20 protein-coding genes are annotated in these 21,423 nt (G+C 54.0%); 7 read left to right on the plus strand and 13 right to left on the minus strand.

The window, feature by feature from the left end; genetic code table 11:
• Nucleotides 1–3 precede the first annotated feature (3 nt).
• The 6 genes from cysG (at nucleotide 4) to BUB06_RS15930 (ending at nucleotide 6,734) form a co-directional block, all read left to right on the plus strand.
• Nucleotides 4–1,383: a siroheme synthase CysG gene (cysG, locus tag BUB06_RS15905; RefSeq protein ID WP_039474006.1), complete on the plus strand. Its 1,380-nt coding sequence runs from the start codon at nucleotides 4–6 to the stop codon at nucleotides 1,381–1,383.
• 488 nt (nucleotides 1,384–1,871) lie between these two features.
• Nucleotides 1,872–2,588: an ABC transporter permease gene (locus BUB06_RS15910; protein ID WP_039474008.1), complete on the plus strand. Its 717-nt coding sequence runs from the start codon at nucleotides 1,872–1,874 to the stop codon at nucleotides 2,586–2,588.
• Nucleotides 2,588–3,322, plus strand: a complete 735-nt coding sequence (locus tag BUB06_RS15915) for an ABC transporter permease (RefSeq protein WP_039474011.1) — start codon at nucleotides 2,588–2,590, stop codon at nucleotides 3,320–3,322. Before BUB06_RS15910 ends, BUB06_RS15915 begins: the two co-directional genes overlap by 1 nt.
• Nucleotides 3,319–4,083: an ABC transporter ATP-binding protein gene (locus tag BUB06_RS15920; protein WP_010277637.1), complete on the plus strand. Its 765-nt coding sequence runs from the start codon at nucleotides 3,319–3,321 to the stop codon at nucleotides 4,081–4,083. Before BUB06_RS15915 ends, BUB06_RS15920 begins: the two co-directional genes overlap by 4 nt.
• A gap of 229 nt (nucleotides 4,084–4,312) precedes the next feature.
• Entirely contained in the window at nucleotides 4,313–5,182 is an 870-nt protein-coding gene (locus tag BUB06_RS15925) for a transporter substrate-binding domain-containing protein (RefSeq protein ID WP_010297102.1), read from the plus strand.
• A 94-nt stretch (nucleotides 5,183–5,276) separates the two neighbouring features.
• Complete coding sequence (locus tag BUB06_RS15930) at nucleotides 5,277–6,734, plus strand: M20 family metallopeptidase (RefSeq protein WP_039474014.1); 1,458 nt, start codon at nucleotides 5,277–5,279, stop codon at nucleotides 6,732–6,734.
• Between the two features lie 75 nt (nucleotides 6,735–6,809).
• On the opposite strand, the gene trpS is transcribed toward BUB06_RS15930, so the two are convergent.
• From trpS to pilM, 12 genes are all read right to left on the minus strand, one after another.
• Nucleotides 6,810–7,814, minus strand: coding sequence for a tryptophan--tRNA ligase (gene trpS / locus BUB06_RS15935; RefSeq protein ID WP_039474016.1), 1,005 nt, complete (start codon nucleotides 7,812–7,814; stop codon nucleotides 6,810–6,812).
• Nucleotides 7,811–8,515, minus strand: a complete 705-nt coding sequence (locus BUB06_RS15940; protein ID WP_039474019.1) for a phosphoglycolate phosphatase — start codon at nucleotides 8,513–8,515, stop codon at nucleotides 7,811–7,813. The genes trpS and BUB06_RS15940 overlap by 4 nt, the downstream gene beginning before the upstream one ends.
• Entirely contained in the window at nucleotides 8,508–9,185 is a 678-nt protein-coding gene (gene rpe / locus BUB06_RS15945; protein WP_010297113.1) for a ribulose-phosphate 3-epimerase, read from the minus strand. Before rpe ends, BUB06_RS15940 begins: the two co-directional genes overlap by 8 nt.
• Nucleotides 9,186–9,297: 112 nt before the next feature.
• The gene (gene dam, locus BUB06_RS15950) at nucleotides 9,298–10,110 is read right to left on the minus strand and encodes an adenine-specific DNA-methyltransferase (RefSeq protein WP_010297115.1); all 813 of its coding nucleotides are present in this window, start codon (nucleotides 10,108–10,110) and stop codon (nucleotides 9,298–9,300) included.
• A 79-nt stretch (nucleotides 10,111–10,189) separates the two neighbouring features.
• A complete protein-coding gene (locus BUB06_RS15955) occupies nucleotides 10,190–11,206 on the minus strand; it encodes an SPOR domain-containing protein (RefSeq protein WP_039474022.1) in 1,017 nt (338 codons plus the stop codon).
• 183 nt (nucleotides 11,207–11,389) lie between these two features.
• Nucleotides 11,390–12,475, minus strand: a complete 1,086-nt coding sequence (gene aroB, locus BUB06_RS15960; protein ID WP_010277670.1) for a 3-dehydroquinate synthase — start codon at nucleotides 12,473–12,475, stop codon at nucleotides 11,390–11,392.
• A gap of 51 nt (nucleotides 12,476–12,526) precedes the next feature.
• A complete protein-coding gene (gene aroK / locus BUB06_RS15965) occupies nucleotides 12,527–13,048 on the minus strand; it encodes a shikimate kinase AroK (RefSeq protein ID WP_005969451.1) in 522 nt (173 codons plus the stop codon).
• A gap of 351 nt (nucleotides 13,049–13,399) precedes the next feature.
• Complete coding sequence (gene hofQ / locus BUB06_RS15970) at nucleotides 13,400–14,674, minus strand: DNA uptake porin HofQ (RefSeq protein ID WP_072013027.1); 1,275 nt, start codon at nucleotides 14,672–14,674, stop codon at nucleotides 13,400–13,402.
• A 100-nt stretch (nucleotides 14,675–14,774) separates the two neighbouring features.
• Nucleotides 14,775–15,152, minus strand: coding sequence for a DNA utilization family protein (locus BUB06_RS15975; RefSeq protein ID WP_039474027.1), 378 nt, complete (start codon nucleotides 15,150–15,152; stop codon nucleotides 14,775–14,777).
• On the minus strand, nucleotides 15,149–15,736 hold the full coding sequence (locus BUB06_RS15980) for a hypothetical protein (RefSeq protein WP_039474030.1): 588 nt from the start codon (nucleotides 15,734–15,736) through the stop codon (nucleotides 15,149–15,151). The genes BUB06_RS15975 and BUB06_RS15980 overlap by 4 nt, the downstream gene beginning before the upstream one ends.
• Nucleotides 15,729–16,298, minus strand: a complete 570-nt coding sequence (locus tag BUB06_RS15985) for a PilN domain-containing protein (RefSeq protein WP_039474031.1) — start codon at nucleotides 16,296–16,298, stop codon at nucleotides 15,729–15,731. Before BUB06_RS15985 ends, BUB06_RS15980 begins: the two co-directional genes overlap by 8 nt.
• Nucleotides 16,299–16,300: 2 nt before the next feature.
• Nucleotides 16,301–17,152 (minus strand): type IV pilus biogenesis protein PilM, encoded by an 852-nt coding sequence (gene pilM, locus BUB06_RS15990; protein ID WP_039474034.1) that lies wholly within the window; start codon nucleotides 17,150–17,152, stop codon nucleotides 16,301–16,303.
• Between the two features lie 111 nt (nucleotides 17,153–17,263).
• On the opposite strand from pilM, the gene mrcA reads away from it, so the two are divergent.
• Nucleotides 17,264–19,819 carry a peptidoglycan glycosyltransferase/peptidoglycan DD-transpeptidase MrcA gene (gene mrcA, locus BUB06_RS15995; protein WP_039474037.1) on the plus strand — a complete coding sequence of 852 codons (2,556 nt, stop codon included), beginning with the start codon at nucleotides 17,264–17,266 and terminating at the stop codon, nucleotides 19,817–19,819.
• A gap of 120 nt (nucleotides 19,820–19,939) precedes the next feature.
• Here mrcA and BUB06_RS16000 read toward each other — a convergent pair whose 3' ends face one another.
• A complete protein-coding gene (locus BUB06_RS16000; protein WP_029368806.1) occupies nucleotides 19,940–21,364 on the minus strand; it encodes a DUF1593 domain-containing protein in 1,425 nt (474 codons plus the stop codon).
• Nucleotides 21,365–21,423: the final 59 nt, after the last annotated feature.

Raw genomic sequence — 21,423 nt, forward strand, 5'->3', positions numbered from 1 at the left:
TACATGGATTACCTGCCAATATTCTGTCAGTTGCACGATAAACCTTGTCTATTGGTAGGAGGGGGTGAAATAGCCGAGCGTAAAGCCCGGCTATTGCTGGATGCTGGCGCAGTGATTACCGTCAATGCGCTCGATTTTAACGATCAATTTCGAGCGTGGGAGCAGGATGCTCAATTAACGCTGGTACACGGCACCTTCGATCCCACGTTACTGGACGCGGTGTGGCTGGTGATTGCCGCCACCGACGATCAGGACGTCAATAACCATGTCTATGCCAGCGCCAGCGAGCGCCGGATTTTCTGCAACGTGGTTGATTCACCAGAACGCGCCAGCTTCATTATGCCGTCGATCATTGATCGTTCACCGCTGATGGTCGCGGTGTCTTCTGGCGGTGCCGCACCGGTATTGGCTCGGCTACTGCGGGAAAAACTGGAAAGTATTCTGCCGCAAAATCTCGGTAAGCTGGCGACATACGCAGGCGAATTGCGCAGTCGGGTCAAAAGCCGGTTCCGCAATATGAGCGCGCGCCGTCGCTTCTGGGAAAAGCTCTTCGTACACGATCGTCTGGCGCAGGCGCTGGCAAACGACAATAGCCAAAGCGTTAACCAACTGACAGAACTCCTTTTCTCCGCGCCGCTCGATGACCGGGGTGAAGTCACGCTGGTCGGCGCCGGGCCGGGCGATGCGGGATTACTGACGTTGAAAGGCCTACAGCATCTCCAGCAGGCCGACATCGTCGTTTACGATCGACTGGTATCGAAAGAGATTCTCAACCTGTCACGCCGCGACGCCGAGCGAATCTTCGTCGGCAAAGCCTCTGGCTATCACAGCGTTCCTCAGGATCAAATCAATCAGTTGCTGGAAGAAAAGGCACGCGCCGGTCATCGGGTCGTCAGGCTGAAAGGCGGCGACCCCTTTATCTTTGGCCGTGGTGCCGAAGAGCTGGAATACCTGCAACAGGCGGGCGTACCATTCTCCGTCGTCCCCGGTATTACTGCCGCGTCGGGCTGTTCAGCCTACAGCGGTATCCCGCTCACCCATCGCGATCACTCGCAGGGCGTCAGGCTGATCACTGGACACGTCAAGCACGACACCGATCTGGACTGGTCCAGCCTCGCCGCAGAAAAACAGACGCTAGTGTTTTACATGGGCCTTCAGCAGGCTGAGCACATTCAAAGTAAGCTCATCGAACAGCAGTTACCGGAAACCGTGCCTGTCGCGATTATCGAAAACGGCACCTCAACCAAACAGCGCGTTCTGAGTGGACAGCTCTCCCAACTGAGCGAATTAGCGCAGCAGGCCAGCAGCCCGAGTTTGATCATCATCGGCAACGTTGTCGGGCTGCGGGAAAAATTGAGCTGGTTCTCTGACCAGACAGCATAATCCTCTCCCTATCGCCCTACTCACCCGCTATCCGCTCTGCCGGATAGCGGTTATTGCACCATCATAATGCAATGCCCCGCCAGATAGCATAACAATGCACTATTTTGAACATACTCCCTTACAAAATGTCACTTTAATGCTTTACCGCAGGCCACATCTGCCTTATTTTGACTAAAACAAAACCCATTAATAAGCAGACTATATGAATAAATAATCAATAATCGTTTACATAAAACGTGGCCCGACTATTGCTTAGCTTTTTAATAGATTCGCGGCACGACCTCTGAATCGTTCCTATCGAACCGATTTCATCGTCAAGCCATCGTGGTTTATCGAAATTAGTGCCTCATCGAATGAGTACATATCGAAGGGTGATACATCGCGTCATTACGTATTTCTACTTTCGTTCCTGAACGGAGTATGTAGTTCTCTCATCACAAAAACAGTTCTGTTCAGCAGAACAATAAGCAAGCAGTTTGGAGTCACTTGTGGAAGACGTTACTTTCTGGCAGCTCATCAGTTTTGGTGAACATGGCTGGGGGAAATTATTACTAATCGGGGCAGGAATGACGCTCGCACTGGCGATCGGCGGCTTCCTGCTGGGGGCGGTGATCGGCACGATCGGTGCCTGGTCCAAAATTTGCGGCAATCGCCCCGTGCGCTATCTGGCCGATGGCTATACGACTCTTATCCGTGGAGTCCCCGATCTACTCATCATCTACCTGCTATATTTCGGCGGCAGCTCTGCGTTAACCCTGTTCGCCAAACTGTTTGGCAGCAATGAGTTCTTTGGCTTTCCTGGCTTCCTCGCTGGGGTAATCGCCGTCGGCATTTCCTCCGGCGCGCAGCAGACGGAAGTCTATCGCGGAGCCTTCTACGCCGTCTCCAAAGGGGAAATTGAGGCCGCCAAAGCCTGCGGTATGCCAACGCTACTGCGCCTGCGCCGCATCATCGTACCGCTCCTGCTGCGCCACGCGATCCCCCCACTCGGCAACGTGTGGCAGCTGGTATTGAAAACCTCCGCGCTGGTTTCCGTTACTGGCGTCGCTGAACTATTGACGCAGGCGCAAACTGGCGCAGGCTCTACCGGCAAACCGTTTGATTTCTTCATGGCGGCCGCGCTGCTGTATCTGGCTATCTCAATCTGTTCCGGCTGGATTATGCGCCGTGCTGAGTCTCATTATTCCCGGGGTGTGAAACGCTGATGGATTTTCCTTTTCTGTACGAAACGTTTCTGGAGATTATTCCCGGTATCCCGTTAACCCTGCAACTGGCGGTCAGCTCGGTCTTTCTAGGCTTCTTTCTGGCGCTAGGCTTGGCGTTGATGCAGCTGTCATCCTTTGCCGTCCTGCGCTCCATTGCCCGAACCTACGTGCTGTTTTTCCGCGGTACGCCGCTGCTGGTTCAGCTGTTCCTGATTTACTACGGGCTGGGGCAATTCCCCTGGGTTCGGGAAAGCATACTGTGGCCATTCCTGCGGGAGCCACACTGGTGCGCCCTGCTGTCGCTCAGCCTGTGTACCGGTGCCTATGCCAGTGAAATTATCCGTGGCGGATTGCAGTCCGTTCCGGTGGGCCAAATCGAATCTGCACGCGCCTGCGGCATGCCGTCGTTCATGATTTTCAAGCGTATCGTTTTTCCGCTGGCAATCCGTCAGGCGCTTCCCGCTTACGGTAATGAGCTGATCTCGATGGTCAAGTCGACCTCGCTGGCTTCCATCATCACGCTGATGGAAATCACTGGGATCGCTGCACGCCTCATCGCGGAAACTTACCGAGCGCTTGAAGTGTTCCTGGTCGCCGGTGCTATTTATCTGTTTATTAACCTTATTCTGACACGTTTACTGATGTGGACAGAATTTACGCTTACCCCTCATCTCCGTGCGCCGGGTGCGCAACCGGCAGCGAAAAAAATTAAGAAATTGGGAGATCTGCAATGACGACACCCGCCATTAGCCTGCGCAACATTCATAAAAGCTTCGGTTCTCTGGACGTCCTGAAAGGGATTTCGATTGAGGCCAATCAGGGGGAAGTCATCTCAATTCTGGGATCGTCCGGTTCAGGTAAATCGACGCTGCTGCGCTGTAGCAACCTGCTTGAGCTTCCCGATCAGGGCGAGATTATCGTCGGCGGAGAAGCGATTGAAATGAAGCCGAACCGCAAAGGACAGAACCGTCCGTCGAACCTCAAACAGATCGACAGAATTCGTACCCAGTTGGGCATGGTGTTCCAGAATTTTAACCTCTGGTCACACAAGACCGTGCTGGAAAACATCATCGAAGCGCCCGTGCACGTCTTAAAGCGTCCACAGGCGGAATGCGTGGAACACGCCGAACAGCTGTTAGAGAAAGTCGGCCTGGCGGATAAGCGTCACTACTATCCCGCACATTTGTCCGGTGGACAGCAGCAGCGCGCCGCAATTGCCCGTGCGCTCGCGATGGAACCGAAAGTGATGCTGTTTGATGAGCCGACCTCCGCGCTCGACCCAGAGCTGGTCGGCGAAGTGCTGCGCGTCATGCGCACGCTGGCGGACGAAGGGATGACCATGCTGGTCGTGACCCACGAAATGGATTTTGCCCGCGAAGTCTCCAACCGCATCGTCTTCCTCCATCAGGGGGAAATTGAAGAACAGGGAACGCCGGAGCATGTCTTCACTGCCAGCCAGTCGGCTCGCTTCCGGCAATTTATTGCCAGTTGGTAAACACAACCCCACAGATTTCGTACACAGGTATAAACATCCACCTGAGGTAAGAAAACAATGGGAATCATAATTTTATAATAGACATACCCTAAATAATTCGAGTTGCGTGAAGGCGGCAACCGCGCGAATCCCCAGGAGCTTACAAAAGTAAGTGACTGGGGTGAGTAAGGACAGCCAACGCACAAGCAGCTTGAAGTATGACGGGTATGAAATGCCGGGAGAAACCATCATGATCAAATCAAAACTCACACTGCTCGCCTGCTCGCTGTGTATGGCAGGAACGCTGGCTGCCTCATTCACTGCCTCAGCAGAAGAGAAAAAATGGACGACCGTCCGCATCGCGACCGAAGGCGCTTACCACCCGTATAACTTCACCAAACCAGACGGTACGCTGGATGGCATGGAGATCGAGCTGTACAAAGTGCTGTGTAACAACATGCAGGTGAAATGCGAGATCATGGTTCAACCCTTCGCCAGCGCTATTCCTGCGCTGAACGCGGGTAAATATGATGCGATCATCGCAGGTATGTCCGCCACGGCAAAACGCCGTGAGGTGATTGATTTCAGCCAGCCGTACACGCAGGCAGGGCAGACTTTCGCCGTGCTGAAATCCAGCTCACTCGCCAAAGATTTCCCAGACGCGGGCGTGCGTTTCTCCATTGAGCCCGCCGATGAAGCAAAAGCACTGGCAGAGGTTGAGAAACTGAAACCGCTGCTGGAAGGCAAAACTATTGGCGTACAATCCGCCTCTATCGCCAGCGCCTTTTTGGATAAATATCTGAAAGGCGTGATGAAAGTACGCGAATATAAAACTACACAGGAACACGATCTGGATCTGAAAGCAGGCCGTGTGGATCTGGTCATCGCTTCCGCGCCTTACCTGAAAAGCACAACGGACAAGCCTGGCAATGAGAACATCGTGATGCCAGGGCCACAGTTCATCGGTGGTATTCTGGGCAGCGGTTCTTCCGTTGGCCTGCGTAAAAGCGATCCTGAGCTGAAAGCTATGTTCGACAAGGCAATCGATCAGGCTAAACAAGACGGTACCATCAGAAAGCTGAGCGAAAAATGGTTCGGCATGGACACCACGCCGCTCTAAGCGTTACCCAATCGCTAAATCGCGTGTCATGGCTGACTGGCTGTGACACGCCCCTCGCCAATGCCATCAAAGAAATCAAACGAGCACACCACGCATGAATGCAATACACACTGAAGGAACGCTGCCGGCCGTTAATCGCCAGAACGTGGAAGAGATCTGCGGTCTGATTGCCACCAAGCGACAGCAGTTCTGTACGCTGAGCGACGGCATCTGGGACACGCCGGAACTGAACTATGAAGAGCATCGTTCGGCGGCACAGCACGAAGCCATCCTGAAAGCAGAAGGCTTCCGCCTGACGAAAGGCATCGCCGACATGCCGACCGCACTGCTGGGTGAATTCGGCGAAGGTTTGCCGATTATCGCCATTCTGGGTGAATACGATGCGCTGCCGGGCCTGAGCCAACAGGCGAATGTCGCTGAGCCAAAGCCGCTGGAAAACGGTGGCAACGGCCACGGCTGCGGACATAACCTGCTCGGTACCGCAGCGCTACAGGCGGCGACGGCAGTGAAAGATTATCTGCAAAAGCATGCACTGGCTGGAACCGTGCGCTTTTACGGCTGCCCTGCGGAAGAAGGCGGATCGTCCAAAGGCTTTATGGTCAAGGAAGGCGTTTTTAATGACGTCGATATCGCCCTCTGCTGGCACCCGGCGACCTTCACCGGCGTCAACAGCCCGGTATCGCTGGCCTGTAACGAACTGAATTTTTACTTCAAAGGTCGTGCAGCTCATGCCGCCAGCAGCCCACATCTGGGACGCAGCGCGCTGGATGCCGTGGAACTCATGAACGTTGGCGTGAATTACATGCGCGAACACATGCCGTCCTCTGCCCGCATCCACTATGCGATTACCGACAGCGGCGGCCACGCCCCGAACGTCGTTCAGGCCAACGCCACCGTGCGTTACCTCGTACGGGCACGTCAGTTGCCAGAACTGCACCAGTTGGTCAAACGCGTGAAGAAAATTGCCGAAGGCGCGGCGCTGATGACGGAAACCGAAGTCAGCAGCGAAGTGATTAGCGGTGATGCCAATCTGCTGGCGAACCCGCCGCTGGAAGCGCGTATGCACGAACATCTGCTGGCGCTCGGCCCGATACCGTTCGATGACGAAGACCGCAAAATGGCAGCGATGTTCCAGACCGCGCTGAGCGCCGAAGACATTGCCGAATCCTACGCGCGTTTCGGCGTTAAACCGCAGCCGGGTTTAACGCTGCACGACGGAATTTATCCGCTGTATAGTCCGAATGACGCCTTCATCGGCTCTACCGACGTGGGGACGGTCAGTTGGGTTGTGCCGACCGTGCAGATTCGCAGCGCCACTTACGCCATCGGCACACCGGCGCATTCGTGGCAGCTGGTCGCACAGGGAAAAACCGGTGCCGCACACAAGGGCACGGAATACGCGGCGAAAGCGATGGCATCATTGGCTATCGACCTGCTGGTCACGCCCGAACTGATTGCACAGGCAAAAGCCGACCATCAGGAAAGATTGCAGCAGACACCGTTTGAGAACCCGATTCCAGACGACGTATTTCCGCCTATCCCACGGGGATAAAGTAGCGGATTCGAAGGGATAGATAAGCAGTAGCAGGAAACCGTCAGGAGAGATCCTCCTGACGGTAATTAAGAGTTACGGGCGGCCAACAAAACCGATAGCGTCGTAGACTTTTTTCAGCGTTTCCTGTGCGCGAGCGCTTGCCTTGTCAGCCCCTTCACGCATGATCTGTTGCAGGAACGCCTCATCGTTACGGTAGCGGTGATAACGCTCTTGCAGCTCAGACAGCATACCGGATACGGCATCCGCCACCGCGCCTTTCAGGTGACCATACATCTGGCCGTTAAATTCCTGCTCCAGCTCAGGGATGGGTTTTCCCGTGACGCCAGACAGAATATCCAACAGGTTGGATACCCCAGCTTTATTCGCCACGTCATAACGCACGACAGGTGGCTCGTCGGAATCCGTCATCGCGCGTTTGATCTTCTTCACCACCGCTTTCGGATCTTCCAGCAGCCCGATAACGTTATTGCGGTTATCGTCAGACTTGGACATCTTCTTGGTCGGTTCCAGCAGTGACATCACGCGGGCACCCGATTTCGGAATGAACGGCTCTGGTACTTTGAAAATATCGCCATACAGGCTGTTGAAGCGCTGACCAACGTCACGGCTCAGCTCCAGGTGCTGTTTTTGATCTTCACCCACTGGCACCTGATTCGTTTGGTACAGCAGGATATCCGCCGCCATCAGCACGGGATAACTAAACAGACCGGCGTTGATGTTCTCTTCGTAACGCGCGGATTTATCCTTGAACTGCGTCATGCGGCTCAGTTCTCCGAAATACGCGTAGCAGTTCAGTATCCAGCTCAGTTGGCTGTGCTCAGGCACGTGCGACTGAACAAAAATGGTGCTCTTTTTCGGATCGATACCACAGGCCAGATACAGCGCCAGCGTATCCAGCGTCGCTTTTCTCAGCGCCTGCGGATCCTGACGTACCGTGATGGCATGCAAATCCACAATGCAATAGATGCAGTCATAATCGTCCTGCATGTTGACCCACTGACGTAACGCCCCCATGTAGTTACCAATGGTCAATTCACCAGACGGCTGCGCACCGCTAAATACAATGGGCTTGCTCATACTAAGGGTTCCTGATTGTGTGAAGAAGAATGCCCGATCAGGGGCAAAATATCGGCAAAACGATCCAGAACGACATCCGGCTGACTCAGCTCGATCGCTTCACCATAGTTATAACCATACGTCATGCCGACACTGCGGCAGCTCGCCGCCTGTGCCGCCTGAATATCATTGCGGGAATCACCGACGAACAGGAGTTCGCTGGCACGCAGCCCCAGCTTACCGAGCACCAAATAGAGCGGCGCAGGATGCGGCTTTTTCACAATGACGTCATCGCCACCGATGATCAGCGAAAAATAGTCGCCAATCCCTAATCCAGCCAGCAGCGGTGCAACGAACGGCGTGGGTTTATTGGTCACCACCGCCATCGGAACGCCCTGCTGCGCCAACTGCGCCAGCGTCTCTTTTACCTGTGGAAACAGCGTGCTGCCGCTATCCACCGTTTGCGCATAATAGCTATCGAACCGCTCACGGGTTTCTTGCAAGCGTTCACCTGTTGGTTCAACGCCAGCCCAGCGCAGCGCCCGTTCCACCATCACGTCCGCACCGTTACCAATCCAGGTTGCGACACGCGCTTCGCCCGCAGCAGGCAACGACTGCGCCACTAAGGCCTGATCGATAGCCGCCGCCAGACCCGGTGCGCTGTGAATCAGCGTCCCGTCCAAATCAAAAGCCAATCCGCGAACTGCGGTTAATTCAGTCATGTGTCGTCCTTGAAATTTCACTACGCATTTGATCAATGACAGCGCGGTAATCTGGATGACCAAAAATAGCCGAGCCCGCCACAAACATATCCGCGCCCGCTTCAGCAATCGCGCCGATATTTTCTACTTTTACGCCGCCATCAACTTCCAGTCGAATGTCGTAACCGCTGTCGTCGATCAAGCGACGAACCTGACGCAGTTTATCCAGCGTGCTGGGAATAAAGGACTGGCCGCCAAATCCAGGGTTAACCGACATCAGCAGAATGATATCCAGCTTATCCATGACGTAATCGAGATAACTCAGCGGCGTCGCCGGGTTAAACACCAAGCCGGCTTTGCAGCCGTGATCTTTGATCAGCTGCAATGAGCGATCGAGATGATCCGTGGCTTCGGGATGAAAGGTAATGAAACTGGCACCCGCGTTGGCGAAATCAGGGATGATACGATCAACCGGTTTCACCATCAGGTGAACGTCAATCGGCGCGGTAATGCCGTAATCGCGCAGGGATTTCAGGACCAGTGGGCCAATCGTCAAATTTGGCACATAGTGGTTATCCATGACATCAAAATGGACCACATCAGCCCCGGCAGCCAATACGTTAGCGGTATCTTCACCAAGACGGGCAAAATCAGCCGACAAAATGGACGGCGCGATTAAAAACGGTTTCATTCATTTCTCCAAACGGTAAAGTCTGAATGCCTGCGGGTAACCTCTTCCCGGCTAATGACGCCTCTCAGACGGCATTAACCGATTCACCGCGCTCTGTTTACCCCAAACGGTATTACCGATATAGGGCTAATAACTCGTTTACTTTACTACGCCCTAAAATATTACGGCTAATCGTTCTGCGCGCTTTAACAACATAGAGCACAGCTTCCTGATACCACTCACGGGTCAGCACCGTGTCATGATTGGAAATCAGCACCGGTATCTTGCTTTCTACTGACAAACGACGTGCCAATTGCGCCAAACTCTGCTGGTCGGCACGGCTGAAATTATTGGTGTGGTAGGCCGTAAAATTCGCGGTCGCAGACAGCGGCGCATAAGGCGGATCGCAATAAATGACCGATCCCTTCTCTGCTTTTTCCAGCGTGTCCTGATAGTGCTCACAGACGAAGGTGGCATTTTGCGCTTTGAAGGCGAACCAGCGAATTTCTTCTTCAGGAAAATAAGGCTTCTTGTAGCGCCCGAAAGGAACATTGAATTCACCGCGCATGTTGTAACGGCACAAGCCGTTATAGCAGTGACGATTCAAATAGAGGAACAGCAGCGCGCGCCGATAGGCATCGCTGCAAAGGTTAAATTCGTCACGCAGCAGATAAAATGTCTCTGACGTGTTGACCTCATCCGTAAAAAGTTTACGGGCGTCGGTAACAAACTCATCTGCATTCGATTTAACGATATTGTAGAGATTAATCAGGTCGCTATTAATATCAGCCAGTATGTAGCGATCGTATTCCGTATTCAGAAACACGGAACCCGCGCCAACAAAGGGCTCAATGAGACAGTCTCCTGCGGGTAAATAGCGACGAATTTCTTCTACCAGCGGATATTTACCACCAGCCCATTTTAAAAAAGCGCGGTTCTTCTTCATGCCGTCGTTAGTTACTCATACGTTTCAGAGCCGCGGATTGTACTCTGTGTCAGACAGCACATCAGGGCTAAAATTGGTGTTACTTATTCAAGTCCTGCTTCACCTGACGGATCGGCTTAACCCATGGTTTTTTCGCTTGTACCTCTGCGGGCAACGCGGCAATTGCCTGTTTCGCTTCCGCAGAAGAAGCATAGACTCCGGTCACTAACACATACCAGGATTTTCCGTCTCGTTTCGTTTCATACACCCACGAATGGGCGAGATTATGTTGTTTTGCGTAGGCTTTCAGCGTATCCGAGCGTGACGCGCTGCTCAGTTGCAGCGTAAAACTGCTCGCAGGCGCATTCTGTACGGAGACGTTCTGCCCGGCCGCTGCAGGAGCCGCTTTTGCGTTAGCGGCGGGTTTGCTTGCTACTGGCGCTTTTGGCGCGCTGTTCGCAGCAGGCTTCGCGTTGCTAGCGTGTGCAGGCGTCGCGTTGTGCGTATTTTTAGCAGATGAGGTCGCAGGCGTTTTCCCCGCCGGAGCAACCGTCGCAGGTGCCGTTGGCAGCGTCGAGTTTCCTGCCGCACCCTGAGAGAATTCGCTCACGCGCCCTTGCTGTTGCGACAGCGCATCGGTGATATTGCCCGGTAGCTCAATACGCTGCTGGCCTGCCACCGGCGGTTGAATCTGTGCATCCGTCGGCGTACCGGAAATCGGTGGAGCACTCAATGTCTGAGGCGACGTCGGCGTTTGAGAAGGCGTCTGCCCTGGCATTTGACCATGACTGGCCTCGCCAGAAACGGCCGCAGGGCTTTCACTCGAAGAGGAAGGCTGCGTGCTCTGGGTCATGGAGGACGAGGAAGAGAGATCGATATTTCGCTCGCCACTCGCTTGATTCTGCGTCTGCGGCGTTTGTGGCTGAGAAGGTGCCTGCAAGGCCGATCCAATACCCACGATCAGCAACACCAGCACCACAATCCCGATGCCAATCATCAGGTGCTGTCTGGAAAGCGCGATCTTAGGTACCGCGAAGTTGCTGCTTTTCTGCTGACGAGTAGGTCGACGGTCACTGGTATCAGGCTTCAGCTCATCTTCCGGCTTGAACTCATCCATTTAACATCTCCCCACTAAAAAGCTCGAATTCGCCACGCGGTCGCCAAGGCGAATCATTGAATCGTAACGCATTGTATTTTATTAACCATAACCCATCAGGGCGTGTCTGTCGTTAATACTTATCTTTCATAACGGATTGTCTTTCATAACGGATTGTCTCTCATAACCCGATAGCATTACGCATCAGGCAAGACAATCAGCTATCGAAGCCAACACCATGTCATGCGCGACGCCGCCACGAACTTCTGATTGACCAATTGCCGTTGGCAGCACCAGACGTAACTCACCCGCCAGCACTTTCTTGTCGCGCATCATATGAGGAAGATAGGATTCAGGTGTCATTTGCGTTGGGCCGTTTACTGGTAAGCCAGCGCGAATCAGCAGAGACTTGACTCGCTCGACATCCTCAACGGAGAACTGCCCAAGGCGACGTGCCGTATGCGCAGCCATCACCATGCCTGCCGCAACCGCTTCGCCGTGAAGCCAGTTACCGTAGCCCATTTCAGCTTCAATGGCATGCCCGTAAGTATGGCCCAAGTTGAGCAACGCACGCATGCCACTTTCACGTTCATCTGCTGCAACCACCGCTGCTTTGATTTCACAGCAGCGACGAATGCAGTAAGCCAGCGCGTCATGCTGTAGCGCACGCACGGCTTCAATGTTTTCTTCGAGCCAAAGAAAGAAATCGCGATCCAGAATAATGCCGTACTTGATGACTTCCGCCAGCCCGGATGACAACTCCCGTGCCGGTAAAGATTTCAGGCAGTCCAGATCGATCACAACCGATACGGGCTGGTAGAACGCCCCGATCATGTTTTTACCCAACGGGTGATTGACGGCGGTTTTACCACCGACGGAGGAATCTACCTGCGATAACAGCGTTGTGGGCACCTGAATAAACCGGACGCCACGCTGATAACTGGCCGCGGCAAAACCGGCTAAATCGCCGATGACACCGCCACCCAAGGCAACAATCGTCGTATCACGACCATGCGGTTTCGCCAACAGCGCGGTAAAAACCTGATCCAATACGGTCAGCGATTTGTGCTGCTCGCCGTCAGGTAAGATAACCTGATCGACATGCACGCCACTGTTTTCCAACACACCACGAACGCGGTCAAGGTACAGAGGAGCCAACGTCTGGTTCGTCACCAGCATGGCCTGCTCCCCCGCTTTCAACGGCATAAAAGAAGCCGAATCATCAAATAATCCAGCGGCTATCGTAATGGGATAACTACGTTCCCCTAGTGTTACGGTAATTCTTTCCATGCGCGTTAAACAACCCGTTCAGGATCCGCTCAATGCGGATAAGGTATGCTCTTAGTTACTTTCCAGCATATTGATAATCTGGTTAGCAACGACCTTGGCACTTTGCTCGTCAGTCCGAATAGTCACGTCAGCGATTTCTTCATAAAGCGGGTTCCGCTCTTTCGCCAACGCTTCCAATACTTCACGTGGAGGGGTTTCAACCTGAAGTAACGGACGCTTCTTGTCACGCTGCGTGCGGGCAAGCTGTTTCTCGATTGTCGTTTCCAAATAAACGACAACGCCGCGCGCGGAAAGACGATTGCGCGTCTCACGTGATTTGACTGAGCCACCGCCTGTCGCCAGTACAATGCCTTGCTTTTCCGTCAATTCATTAATGACTTTCTCTTCACGATCGCGGAAGCCTTCTTCGCCTTCCACATCGAATACCCAGCCCACATCAGCCCCAGTGCGTCGCTCAATTTCTTGATCGGAGTCGAAAAACTCCATATTGAGTTGTTGAGCTAACTGACGGCCAATAGTGCTTTTGCCGGCACCCATAGGCCCAACCAGAAAGATATTGCGTTTCTCTGCCATGTTTTTTGGTATTACTAAGACAATTCGTTAATGATAACCCGCCCCGCCAATCAACCCAGCGGCGGGACCTAAACTGAAACCTCATGAGCGATAGTGCGAGAATCAGACAAAAAATTATCTCAAGACTCAGGGTAGTTTGGCAACCGAATAAAATGTCACACCGACCACAGGTGGTCAATGTAGTATGTTTTATCGACATTTTCGGTGGAACAACACTTCAGTGCTCAATTCGCTAACCCTTGTAAGCTAAATCCGCCGCAGCGTCAAACTCATAAGCGACGAACGTGACAAAATATTGCGCCCAATCCGAAAAAAAAACACCGTATGACATCAGAGCCCGCCTGGGTTTACTCATGATGACGCGGGTATCAGCGTCGGCGTAATGAAAATGACCAATTCTCGTCGCGTATGCTGCTGAGTATGGTTTCTGAACAGATGACCAAATACGGGAACCTCGCCCAATAATGGTACCTGTCTGTCGCTGTTCTTTTTTTGCTGCTGGAAAATGCCGCCTAAAACGATAGTTTCTCCATCAGCAACCGTCACCTGGGTTTGGATTTCCTGTTTGTCGATCGCTAACGCTTCACCATTATCACCCTGCTTGATCGTCTGCCCCGGCATGTTTTGGCTAATTTTCAGGTTCAGCGTAATCCGCCCGGCACGCAGAATGTCCGGCGTAACCTCCATCCCTAATACCGCTTCTTTGAACTCGATAGACGTCGATCCGCTGGCACCGCTGGAAACCTGATACGGAATTTCCGTGCCTTGTTTAATACTGGCGGTCTGCTGGTGCGCAGTAAACAAGCGAGGGCTGGCGATAATCTCGACCTGACTTTCCTGTTCCAGCGCCATTAACTCCAGATCCAGCAAGCGGCCATTCAGCCGCGCCAAATGGAACCCGGCATTGATCGCTGGCGTATCCACTGGCAGGCCAACGTTAAAATTATTCAGCCTGAGCGCCTTGTTCGCCGCGTCCCCTTCTCCCAGCCCCCAGTTTACGCCCAGCGCCTGCAGGTGCTCGCTGCTGATAGTGACGATATGCGCCGCCAGCTGTACCTGCGCCAAGGGCAGATCAAGCTCCTTCACCCACGGTTCGAGCTGTGTCAGAGCCTCTTCCGTATCGCGAATCAATAAAGTATTCGTCCGTTTATCCACGGTTACGCTGCCACGCGTAGACAGCAGCGTTCCACGCTGAGCCTGAACACTGGCCGCCACTTCCGTCGCGTCAGCATATTGCAATGCAACAGAGATATTATGCAGCGGTAATTTCTGCGCCTGCTCCGCTACACGCTCGTCCCGTTCTTTCTGCAAGGACTCAAGGTGATCGACAGGGAAAACCATCAGCACGTTGCCGTTCCGCTCGACGCTAAGCTTCCCCATGCGTAAAACAATATCCAGTGCCTGCTGCCAGGGAATATCTGCCAGCCTCAGGCTAAGATTCCCCGTCACGCCCGGAGCGATCACCACATTGAGCTGCTGGTGATCGGCTAACGCCTGTAGCACCCGAGGTATCGGTGAATCTTCAAACGCCATCGATACCGAGCTTTCCGCACTAGCCTGAAACGGCGCGGTGAGAAGAAGTAGCCAGCTCCACGCCGCCACTCGACATAACATCTTCATATTCATAACCTTCCTTGTTATCGAAATACGCTGTTATCAGCGTTGTTTTCAACGAACGGTTGTCCAAAAATTACGTTCAAAATACGTGTCGCCAGACAAATCTCACCTATTCCGTGGGCTTAGTGATAAACGGAGAAAACAGCAGCAGGCTATCTGGCAGGCCATCACAGACAGCCTCATGCGCTGTCGGGACAAGTTTGGCCCCTGATTGATCCAATTGGCTGACTAGCCAGTACCCTGGGGGAACCGTTTCGCCACTTGTCAGCTTGATCCAACCGACCTCCGGCTGTGCTAGCCAACCAATCCAGCGATCGCCAGAGCCAATCACGCCTTTTAGCTGCCACGGTGGCAATGTCGCTGAGGGCAGACAAGGCGTAGTAGCCAGAGGCTGAAAAGGGTCGATGCGTTCTGCGAGCTTTTCTGCCTGCACGCTATGGGACACGAAGAGCAACATCAAGGCGATACGGATCGAGATATGACTCATGGCATTCCCTCCGGCCTGATTAGCGACAGCTCAACCTGTAACCGTGGTATTTCTGACGACGACTCCGTTGGAACGGCATCAGGCTTTACGGTCAGTTGCGTTATTCGCAGCACATAAGGTAACCCCGCCAGCGCACGAAGCACCTGCAACACGCCCGTGTAATTCGCGCTAAATGCCAATTGCCAACGTTCCTGATGAGATGCCCCCGCGTGAGGCGGAGTGGGCTGCCAGGATAGAAGCGAAGCCCCTGCCTGCGACAGAGGCTCGACGATAAGCTGTGCCAGCCTGTCAGGCTGAAAGGGATCGTTTTGCGCGGTTTTCTCCGCTAATTGCTCGCGTAGCACCGACAGTAACGGCATCGCATCGAGCTTTTGCTGAACGTCCTGTACATCCAGACGCGCCTGAACGGTTTGCTTTTCTATGCCAATCACGACCCTACGAACGTCACCGATGAGGAGCCAACCAGATAGCAGCCCGGCAGCGGCGACAAACGCCAATTGAAGCGCCAACTGCTGCCAGAGCGGTTTATTCACTAGCTCAGGCCGATTCAGCACGACAGCAGTCAAAACCGATGGATTAATCATGGCCTTCCTCCCGCAGGGAAGCGCCTGTATCGCGCCAGTTGGCCTGAAAGGAAAAGCGCAGCCCGGTATTCACACCGCGCTCTCGGGACGTCTGCAGCAGCTGTACGCGTTCGACGGAAGCATGGCGTAATAACGCGTGCTGTAGCGTAATGATGTCGTGAGAGTTTTCACTCACGCCGGAAAGCAGCAGATGCGAGCCGTGGTCGGCGATTTCCGTCAGCCACAGACGCACAGGCATCATGCCAGCAAGCTGCTCGAGCAAGTGGAGGTTACGACGATTGTCATGCCGGACCATCACCTCGGCGCGTTCTTGTGCCTGATAGCGACGCAGCGCTTCCCGCGCCTGATGCGTTTGCTGATACAACGCCGTCAGTTGCTGTTGCTGGGTCAGCGCTACATTGAGTTCATCCTGCGCACGTTGCTGTCTGTGCTGCCAAAACAGATAGCTCGCGGCGATAAGGCATAGCATCAACCCCGTCTGTAGCCACAGCAGCCCTAACCAACGACGTGCCCGTTGGCGCATCTGGGTTTTGCGCCAGGGTAAAAGATTAATCAGCAACATAGTCAGGCATCCTCAGGACGCAATGCCAACCCACCCGCGATCGCAAAAGCCGAAGGGAAACTCGGCAGAGGCGGCTGCATGTGATTAAACACCGTTAACGGCGACCACGTCTGTAATACATCGAGCTGCTGGCTGGGTAAATCAGGCGAGACGCTAGAGTAATAGGCTATGCCATCGACATCATGCTGATAGCGAGTACTTACAACCGATAAGATATCCGTTTCGTCATTCAGCTCATCAAGGTGTATCACGCCTGAGTGAAAGGCGTGGTTCAACGGAGAGACCCACAGCCAGCCATCCAACAGGCGATGCAGCAGCAGACGGTTAGCGTCAAGCCCAGCTCGCTGCGCCATCACTCGAAGCGCACAGGTTGAGATCTCAAGCACATCAGGGCGCAGCCCTGCGTTATTCAGGCATACCAGCCATTTATCGATCTCCTGTCGGCGTGCGGCGGTCACCAGCAGCGAACCCTGCCTCTGCGGGTCTTCCCGATAGTCTATCGCCAGCGATTCGCTGCTGATCGGTAGCTTACGCGCCGCCATAGTTTCGATGTAGAGGCTACGTTCCGGCTCCTGTAGACGCCGATCAGGCAGCGGTAAATGCTGCTGTAAAATCAACTGAGCAGGGAACCCCACCCGTAGCGAAATGTGTCCGGGCAGTAAACGACGCCATGTTCGCAAGGCCTCACAAAGCGCCTCAGTATGGTGTAGACTACCCGAGCGCAACGTATCGTCTGGTAGTGGATATTGCCACCAATGACGAAGCTGCCAGCCATCGCGGCGGCGTTGAACCGCCAGCGCGCGCATGAAGCCGTTTTGTATATCTACTCCAACCTGCCAGATGTGATAAGCCATGTTCAACCCGATTTCCTTATCCAATAAACATATCCACAGTGCTGGCTTACCTTTATACTAGCGCCCGATTGTTTATAAACTGTCCAAACGCTACTGAATGGAAAATCCCAGGTGAAGTTCGTAAAGTATCTATTCATCCTTGCAGTCTCTTGCATTCTGCTGGGAGCTGCCTCGATATATGGTTTGTACCGTTATATCGAACCCCAACTGCCCGATGTCGCCACGCTGAAAGACGTTCGGCTGCAAACGCCTATGCAGGTCTACAGTGCCGATGGCGAACTGATCGCTCAGTTTGGTGAAAAGCGCCGTATCCCGCTCAAGCTGGACCAGATTCCCCCTGAATTGGTACACGCTTTTATCGCGACCGAAGATAGCCGCTTCTATGATCACCACGGTGTCGATCCCGTCGGGATCATCCGTGCCGCATCCATCGCGCTCACATCAGGTCATGCCTCTCAAGGGGCGAGTACCATTACGCAACAGCTCGCCAGGAACTTCTTCCTGAGCCCAGAGCGCACCCTGATTCGTAAGATCAAGGAAGTGTTTCTGGCTATCCGTATTGAGCAGTTGCTGACCAAGGATGAAATCCTTGAGCTCTATCTGAACAAGATTTACCTCGGCTATCGCGCCTATGGCGTTGGCGCGTCGGCACAGGTTTACTTTGGCCGCCCAGTTGACCAGTTGACGCTAAGCGAAATGGCGATGATCGCCGGTCTGCCGAAGGCGCCATCGACGTTCAACCCGCTCTATTCCTACGACCGTGCCGTTGCCCGTCGCAACGTCGTCCTTGCGCGTATGAAGGATGAAAACTACATCACGCAGTCGCAATACGATGCAGCACGTAACGAAAAACTGGTCGCGAATTACCACGCGCCGGATATTTCGTTCTCCGCACCGTATGTCGCAGAAATGGCACGACAGGAGATGGTCAAACGCTACGGCGAAGATGCTTATAACGACGGTTATAAGGTCTACACGACGGTCACCAAAAAATTGCAAACCGCCGCACAGGATGCGCTGCGTAATAACATCCTCGCCTATGACATGCGCCACGGTTACCGCGGCCCGAGCAAAGTGCTATGGAAAGTAGGCGAAGGCGTCTGGGATCAGGCGAAGATGATTGCCGCCCTGAAAGCGTTGCCGGTCTACGGCCCGCTATCTCCGGCCATCGTCACCAGCACCACGGCGGACAACGCGATTGCGATCCTGTCTGACGGCAGCAATATTGCCTTGCCGATGGCGGGCATGCGCTGGGCACGTGCATACCGTTCCGATACGCAGCAAGGGCCAACGCCGAAGCGCGTCACGGACGTAGTACAGGCAGGCCAGCAGGTCTGGGTACGTAAAGTGAACGATGATTGGTGGCTGGCACAGGTGCCGGACGTCAACTCTGCGATTGTCTCGCTTAACCCGAAAAACGGTGCGATAGAAGCACTGGTTGGCGGTTTTGACTTTAACCAAAGCAAATTCAACCGTGCGACGCAGGCACTTCGCCAGATTGGCTCCAACATCAAACCGTTCCTGTACACCGCGGCGATGGACAAAGGTTTAACGCTGGCAACGATTCTGAACGACGTCCCAATCACCCGTTGGGATGCTGGTGCAGGATCTGACTGGCGGCCGAAAAACTCACCGGCAACCTACGATGGTCCGATCCGTTTGCGTCAGGGACTGGGTCAATCCAAAAACGTAGTGATGGTACGTGCCATGCGTGCGATGGGCGTGGACTATGCGGCGGATTACCTGCAACGCTTCGGTTTCCCGGCGCAGAATATCGTCCATACCGAATCGCTGGCGCTGGGTGCGGCCTCATTTACGCCGCTACAGGTTGTACGTGGTTATGCCGTCATGGCAAACGGCGGCTATCTGGTCGACCCTTATCTGATCAGTAAGATAGAGAGCGAGGCAGGCGGCACGGTATTTACCGCGACGCCGAAAGTGGTCTGCGATACCTGTAATCTACCGCTGGTCTACGGTGACACGCCACGTTCTCCGGTGTTAGCGACCACTAACGTTGAAGATGTTGCCACGTCAAACGAAGCACCGCCGGTAGGCTTGCCACAACCCGAGCTGGAGCCTGTCACACCAGAAGCCGCACAGCAAAACGCCGCACAACCTTATGCACCGCACGTGATCAGCACGCCGTTGGCGTTCCTGATTAAAGACGCGCTGAACAGCAACGTCTTTGGCGAACCGGGCTGGATGGGGACGGGCTGGCGTGCGGGCCGTGAGTTGAAACGTCGTGATATCGGCGGTAAAACCGGTACAACGAACAGTTCCAAAGACGCCTGGTTCTCCGGCTATGGCCCGAATCTGGTGACGTCGGTCTGGATTGGCTTCGACGATCACCGTCGCGATCTGGGTGCCAGCAGCGCATCTGGCGTCATCAAAGATCAAATCTCCGGCTATGAAGGCGGTGCGAAATCAGCGCAGCCTGCGTGGGATGATTTCATGAAAGCCGCGCTGGATGGCGTACCGGAACAACCGTTGACGCCGCCGCCAGGCATCGTCAGTGTGGTCATTGACCGCAGCAGCGGCAAGCTGTCTAACGGTGGCGGGAACAGCCGTTCCGAATACTTCATTGATGGGACGCAGCCGAAAGAATACGAAGTGCATGAAGTCGGCACCACGCTGATGGATAACGGACAAAGCGAAGAGCTATTCTGATATCCGGCACCACGTTCATTAATGGCCTTCCTGACGGAAGGCCATTTTTTATTGAAAACTCAACACAATTCCCTGTTGGCAGGGCTGTCGGCAATCAATCCCCAATCCTTTCACACCACATCACTTCGGCATCACGGTGACAATCGCCCGGCGATAGGAAAACAGGTTCGGCGTTCCCTCATCTTTCGCCTGCAAAATGATATGGAAAGGCGTCGGTGCTTTAACGTCCGGTGCGACAAACTGTGTTTGCATGCCTGATGCGTTAGCCAACTTCACCTCTGGCGCAAAATGCAGGCCTATCGCGGTAGCCGTCGGTTCCTTATATTGCCACCAGGAATAGTTCACCTTATCACCATCGCGATCGTGGGAACCGTCGGCAGACAGCGTCACGGTTTCTCCAGACTTCACGCTGATCGCCACAATGGAACGCCCGGCCTGACCATTCAGCACGAGGTCAGGATTATGATTGGCCTTTTTACTATCTTTCGTCAGCGTCCAGTCCATGCGGGCAGCAAAATCATTCTGGAATGCTTCGCGCCAGCGCCAGATAGTGGCTGATGCAGTACGGTACATTTTGCCATTATTGCTCATGACCTGATCGGACGTGCTGACGCGAAGCCCGCTGGTATCACCCGGCACAATGCTCGCATAGCGTCCTCCCCAACTGCCGTATTCCGCGTGTTCTGGATCGCCAAGCCCGTTTTGAATCAGGTAGAGGAACGAGGGCGTATCCCCTTCCATCGTATATTCAATCGCAGGGTAGGCTGCGCCAAGCGGACCTTTGCTACGGATATGCTTGCTTAACCAGTCGTTATTCACCTGGCTCATGTCGCTGCCTTCGGCAAACGACGAGGACATGCCAATCCAGGTGGAGATAAAGTAATCATTCCAGGCGTGGATACTGGTGATGTAACGCAACGTCGGGAAGTTTGCCCGAATCCAGGCACCAGTATTATCCTGATCGGAGATCGCATAGACGCGAATCTTGCTGACAAACACCGCTACCTGCTCCGGCGTGCGAGTCGCGCGTACGTCATGGAGAGCCTGCGCTAAATCTACCGCCCCGCCCCATACCGTAATCCACAGCGGGCGGGCGTCCTGTTTGTCCACCGCCTGAATAATCAAATCAGACGCCTCTGTCGCTTTATTGTCACCAACAAAGTCCATACCAAATCCGGCACGACCAGACCTGACAACCTGACGTAGCGCCTCTGCTGAAGGGTAGCCAGACGCATGCTGATGCAGGTTAGGAAGCACCTTTTCGTAGGCATCAAGGCGCTGCATAATCATCCCTGGATTGACCTTATCCCTCAGCCAGGTTGACGTCGTCGCCACAATCCCTTCAACATCGAATTCATTACTGTATAGCAGGAAACGAACCAAAGACTGCGAATCATCCGGCTCATTGCCAATATCCGTCAGGATAAGTATTCGGGTTTTCTCCGGCACAGCGTCAGCGGCCTGACCCAGCGCAGGAAATAGCAGCGCGCTCATCAGCGCCAGCAACATCAACGGTGTACGTATAATCCCCTTCGGTATATTCATCTTTTGCCCCTCTTTAGTCGGTGTCTTTTGACAGATTTATCAGGGCTGAAAAACAAAAA

Origin of the sequence: Pectobacterium carotovorum, assembly GCF_900129615.1 — a bacterium.
GTDB classification, from domain to species: domain Bacteria; phylum Pseudomonadota; class Gammaproteobacteria; order Enterobacterales; family Enterobacteriaceae; genus Pectobacterium; species Pectobacterium carotovorum.

Excerpts from the sequence above, each read along its gene's own strand:
- cysG (WP_039474006.1), top strand. The coding sequence starts at position 4 with ATGGATTACCTGCCAATATTCTGTCAGTTGCACGATAAACCTTGTCTA.
- BUB06_RS15915 (WP_039474011.1), top strand. The coding sequence starts at position 2,588 with ATGGATTTTCCTTTTCTGTACGAAACGTTTCTGGAGATTATTCCCGGT.
- BUB06_RS15920 (WP_010277637.1), top strand. The coding sequence starts at position 3,319 with ATGACGACACCCGCCATTAGCCTGCGCAACATTCATAAAAGCTTCGGT.
- BUB06_RS15925 (WP_010297102.1), top strand. The coding sequence starts at position 4,313 with ATGATCAAATCAAAACTCACACTGCTCGCCTGCTCGCTGTGTATGGCA.
- BUB06_RS15930 (WP_039474014.1), top strand. The coding sequence starts at position 5,277 with ATGAATGCAATACACACTGAAGGAACGCTGCCGGCCGTTAATCGCCAG.
- trpS (WP_039474016.1), bottom strand. The coding sequence starts at position 7,814 with ATGAGCAAGCCCATTGTATTTAGCGGTGCGCAGCCGTCTGGTGAATTG.
- BUB06_RS15940 (WP_039474019.1), bottom strand. The coding sequence starts at position 8,515 with ATGACTGAATTAACCGCAGTTCGCGGATTGGCTTTTGATTTGGACGGG.
- rpe (WP_010297113.1), bottom strand. The coding sequence starts at position 9,185 with ATGAAACCGTTTTTAATCGCGCCGTCCATTTTGTCGGCTGATTTTGCC.
- dam (WP_010297115.1), bottom strand. The coding sequence starts at position 10,110 with ATGAAGAAGAACCGCGCTTTTTTAAAATGGGCTGGTGGTAAATATCCG.
- BUB06_RS15955 (WP_039474022.1), bottom strand. The coding sequence starts at position 11,206 with ATGGATGAGTTCAAGCCGGAAGATGAGCTGAAGCCTGATACCAGTGAC.
- aroB (WP_010277670.1), bottom strand. The coding sequence starts at position 12,475 with ATGGAAAGAATTACCGTAACACTAGGGGAACGTAGTTATCCCATTACG.
- aroK (WP_005969451.1), bottom strand. The coding sequence starts at position 13,048 with ATGGCAGAGAAACGCAATATCTTTCTGGTTGGGCCTATGGGTGCCGGC.
- hofQ (WP_072013027.1), bottom strand. The coding sequence starts at position 14,674 with ATGAATATGAAGATGTTATGTCGAGTGGCGGCGTGGAGCTGGCTACTT.
- BUB06_RS15975 (WP_039474027.1), bottom strand. The coding sequence starts at position 15,152 with ATGAGTCATATCTCGATCCGTATCGCCTTGATGTTGCTCTTCGTGTCC.
- BUB06_RS15980 (WP_039474030.1), bottom strand. The coding sequence starts at position 15,736 with ATGATTAATCCATCGGTTTTGACTGCTGTCGTGCTGAATCGGCCTGAG.
- BUB06_RS15985 (WP_039474031.1), bottom strand. The coding sequence starts at position 16,298 with ATGTTGCTGATTAATCTTTTACCCTGGCGCAAAACCCAGATGCGCCAA.
- pilM (WP_039474034.1), bottom strand. The coding sequence starts at position 17,152 with ATGGCTTATCACATCTGGCAGGTTGGAGTAGATATACAAAACGGCTTC.
- BUB06_RS16000 (WP_029368806.1), bottom strand. The coding sequence starts at position 21,364 with ATGAATATACCGAAGGGGATTATACGTACACCGTTGATGTTGCTGGCG.